Source organism: Polaromonas sp. P1_G2, from assembly GCF_056405515.1.
On sequence record NZ_JBFUBY010000346.1, the window covers coordinates 1 to 3,728 of the forward strand.

General features: G+C 65.2%; 4 protein-coding genes and 1 pseudogene. All 5 read right to left on the bottom strand.

Translation table 11 applies throughout. The features are described 5' to 3' along the window. Positions 1–189 (bottom strand): annotated as a pseudogene (locus AC1D0P_RS23170) (formate/nitrite transporter family protein); the annotation flags it as partial. A 320-nt stretch (positions 190–509) separates the two neighbouring features. Further along, a complete protein-coding gene (locus AC1D0P_RS23175; RefSeq protein WP_477678892.1) occupies positions 510–914 on the bottom strand; it encodes a cupin domain-containing protein in 405 nt (134 codons plus the stop codon). A 110-nt stretch (positions 915–1,024) separates the two neighbouring features. Continuing rightward, a complete protein-coding gene (locus tag AC1D0P_RS23180; protein ID WP_477678893.1) occupies positions 1,025–1,780 on the bottom strand; it encodes an SDR family oxidoreductase in 756 nt (251 codons plus the stop codon). 294 nt (positions 1,781–2,074) lie between these two features. Further along, positions 2,075–2,989: a ketopantoate reductase family protein gene (locus tag AC1D0P_RS23185; RefSeq protein ID WP_477678894.1), complete on the bottom strand. Its 915-nt coding sequence runs from the start codon at positions 2,987–2,989 to the stop codon at positions 2,075–2,077. 86 nt (positions 2,990–3,075) lie between these two features. Further along, on the bottom strand, positions 3,076–3,728 hold a 653-nt coding region (locus AC1D0P_RS23190; protein ID WP_477678895.1), incomplete at its 5' end, for a substrate binding domain-containing protein.

Here is a 3,728-nt window from a genome sequence, read left to right on the forward strand (position 1 = left end):
GAACAGCACGGCGCCGAGCAGGGGCTGGCCGGTCTGCACATTGATGGTGACGGCGAACCAGGCCGCCAAGGCCAGGATGGCGCCGGCCATGTAGGCCCGGATCACGGTGTCGCGGGTGKACATGAAGATCTTGGACTCCCCCGCGTCCACCATCTTGGTCACAAATTCCGAAGGCACTAAATACGCCATACGATCCTCTCGTCTGTAGTTGTGGGCCTCAAAAGGCCAAAAAAAATCCACCCCCAGGCGCCCCCAAAAAATGGGAGGCTGGAAGTGGACGCCGTTATCCATTGAATCCGCCGGGCAGCGGCCCGCGGGCCACGCCATGCCCAGCCGTCATTAGCCGGACGGGTAGGTAAAAGCAACTACCGTGCCGTGGGGAAGACGGGTGGAAACCGGCTTTTCTGCCCCGCCTTGCGACGGCAGCAGGCGCGCATTGCCCCAAATGCGTGCACCGGGCCGCGGCGGGCTTGACATTTTGGTGCCTGCGGGCCGGCTGGCGCCGATGGCTACTTGACCAGTTCCAGCACCTCGGCCTTTTTCTTCTTGAGCAGCAGCACCAGGAATTTCGCGGGCTGGGTGGTACTGGCGTTGCGGCCCACGGTGTGGATGTCCTTGGGGCCTTCATAAAAGCTCTGGCCGGCCGTCAACGTGACTTCCTTGCCGCCCTTGACCTGCATGACGATGGAGCCCTCGAGCACATAGACAAAGGCATGCGCAAGATGGCGATGCACCGGGTCGGCCGCGCCCGGGGCGTAGTCGACGGTGATCATCAGCCCCTCTTTACCCGGCAAATCGGCTAGGTCTTGCGCCATCACCGGCGTGACGCGCACGCCTTCGGGGCCGGCGGCCAGGGCCGGCTGGGCGAGCCAGGCGCCGCTTGCGAGAAACAGGGAGAGGCAGATTTTTTTCATGATGGGAGCTTTCACGGGGTTGCTTGATGCGGCTCGGAATTGAGGCACCTCCCCTTAAGACGATTCAGGGCGTTGGTTTGTGACCAGCGCCCCACCTCTTGCAGCCTCGCTTAAACGCGCGCCTGCGATTTGCTGAACCATTCCTCAAACCGGATCGTGCCCAGGCGCGCCTTGCCAACGGGCACCAGGGTGTCGTCCTTGAGCTCGGCGCCGAAGTAGCGTGCCTGCGGGTCGGCGACGACCTTGCGCGGGTCATTGCTTGCGGTCAGGAAACGCTGGACAAGATCAGGCAAGCGCACCTTTTCCGGCCCGGCGATCTCGACCGTGCCGTTGACCGGCGCGCCCAGCGTGTAGTCGGCCATCGCGGCGGCCACGTCGTCGGAACTGATGGGTTGCACAAAGGCCGGCGACAGCCGGACGGTCTGCCCCTCGGTGCCCGACTGCGCGATGCCGCCCAGGAACTCCATGAACTGGGTCGAGTGGACGATGGTGTACGGGATGCCGGCGGCCCGGATGAGTTTTTCCTGGGCGATCTTGGCGCGGAAATAACCGCTTTCCACAAGCTTGTCGGTGCCGACGACCGAAAGAGCGATGTGGTGCGTGACACCGGCGGCCGCTTCGGCCGCGAGCAGGTTGCGGCCCGAAGTTTCAAAAAATTCCAGCACGGCCTTGTCCTCAAACGAGGGCGAGTTGGCCACGTCGACCACCACCTGGACGCCCGCCAGGACTTCGGCCAGCCCTTGGCCGGTGAGGGTGTTGACGCCCGACGCCGGCGATGCTGCTACTGCCTCGTGGCCGCGCTGGCGAAGGATGTTGACGAGTTTGGATCCGATGAGGCCTGAGCCTCCGATGACGACGATTTTCATGTGTGCACTTTCTGGTTCAGGGTAGAGGGGGAGTTCCTCCAGGCTGAGTGGCTCGAAATTGAGTACCACCTGCCTCTATGACGATTGACGCAGCCGGTTTGTGACGCTTGCGCCCTTCCCTCTTCCTCCTTCCCCCTCGGGGGGAAGGCTGGGATAGGGGCTCTCCCGCTTACCTGTTCCAAGCCAGCCCGGCAATCGATCGCCGCAGGCCCCCATCCCTGCCTTCCCCCAGAGGGGGAAGGAGTCATTCATCAAGCTGTGTCGACAAGGAAAAAACCGTTAAGGAAGAGCCGCTCAGCCCGCTGCGGCCTTGCCTTCAAGCAACTTCACCATGGACCACAGCACACGGTTCGCCGGCACAGCCACACCCAGCGCGTCACCACGCTTCACGATCAGGCCGTTGAGGTAGTCGATCTCGGTGGGTTTGCCGCGCGCCAGGTCCTGCGCGGTGGAGGCGTACTGGTTCGGCATGCTGCCGGCCAGCTTTTCGACGGCGGTGTGCACGTCGCCGGCCACCTGCACGCCTTCGGCCTTGGCCACGGCCAGGCATTCGGCAACCACGTCGCGCATCACGTCCACGACACCCACGCCCTGCACTGTCTTGCCGTAAGGCAGCTGGGCAATGGCCGAGACGGCGTTGTAGGCGCAGTTGAGGATGAGTTTGGCCCACAGCGCGCCGCGCACATTGGCGGAGATCTCGGTGGGCACGCCGGCGGCGGCCAGGGCTTGCGCGGCGGCGTCGCTGAGTGCCGAAGGCTCGATGACCAGGTCGCCGCGGCCGTGGTGCTTGAGGTGGCCGGGGCCGGCCATTTCGGTGGCGACATAGACCACGGCGGCGGCCACGGCGACGTCGGGCAGCACGGCGCGCAGGCGGTCGGCGTTGTCCACGCCGTTTTGCAGGCACAGCACCAGGGTGTCGGCCGCGAGATGCGGCCGTATCAGCGCGCCGACCGATTCGGTGTCGGTAGACTTGACGCAGAACAGCACCAGGTCGGCGCCCTTGACGGCGGCCGGGTCGCTGCTGGCGGCCAGGCGCACGTGTTCGTCAAACATGCGGGTTTCCATGCGCAGGCCGTCGCGCGCGATGGCATCCACATGTTGCGGCCGCGCGATCAGCACGACCTCATGCCCGGCTCGCGCCAGCATGCCGCCGAAATAACAACCGACGGCGCCTGCGCCCATCACGGCGACTTTGAGGGATTGGGTCATGGAGAGCTGCCTTCCGCTTGGCGGGAGATGTGAAGACAGCGATTGTGTTTCAAGTCCGCCCTGTCTGCTGGCGGCGGGAGGCAAACCTAACCGAGGCTGCCGGCAAAACGCCGGGCCAGTTGATTGCGCTCGAAGGCCTCGGCCACAAAATCGATAAAGACACGGGTCTTGGCAGGCATCTGACTTCGCGTGGCGTAATAAATCGAGATGGCGCCCGCATCCACATACCAGCGCGGCAGCAGCCTGACGAGTTCGCCGCGTTCCAGTTGCGGCAACACGTCAGGCACGGCGAGCAAGGTCACGCCCAGGCCCATCAGCGCCGCGACGCGCATGGCGGTCGGGTCGTTCACCAGCACCGACTCGGCCTGGGCGGCCGGCATTTCGGCGCCGGCCGTGTCGCGCATCACCCACTGGCGAAGCCGGCCCGTGGCGCTGGAACGCATGACGATGCCGCTGAGCCCGGCCAGGCCCGCGGGGTCGGTGGGCGGCGGGCGGCCGGCCATGTAGGCGGGCGAGGCCACGGCGACCAGATGAATCGGAGCCAGCGGGCGCGACACCACGCCGGGCGCCAGTTCGAAGCCGCCGCCTATGGCGGCGTCATAACCCTCGGCGATCAGGTCGACCGGGCGATTTTCAAAATACCAGTCGGGGCGCACCAGGGGGTAGCGCGCAAGAAAGGCCGGCAGCAGCGGCAGTATGTGTTCGACACCAAAGGTCGGAGACATGCTGACCTTGAGTG

What these genes read in the sequence shown, in the direction of transcription:
- AC1D0P_RS23175 (WP_477678892.1), bottom strand. Translation starts at nt 914, where the DNA reads ATGAAAAAAATCTGCCTCTCCCTGTTTCTCGCAAGCGGCGCCTGGCTC.
- AC1D0P_RS23180 (WP_477678893.1), bottom strand. Translation starts at nt 1,780, where the DNA reads ATGAAAATCGTCGTCATCGGAGGCTCAGGCCTCATCGGATCCAAACTC.
- AC1D0P_RS23185 (WP_477678894.1), bottom strand. Translation starts at nt 2,989, where the DNA reads ATGACCCAATCCCTCAAAGTCGCCGTGATGGGCGCAGGCGCCGTCGGT.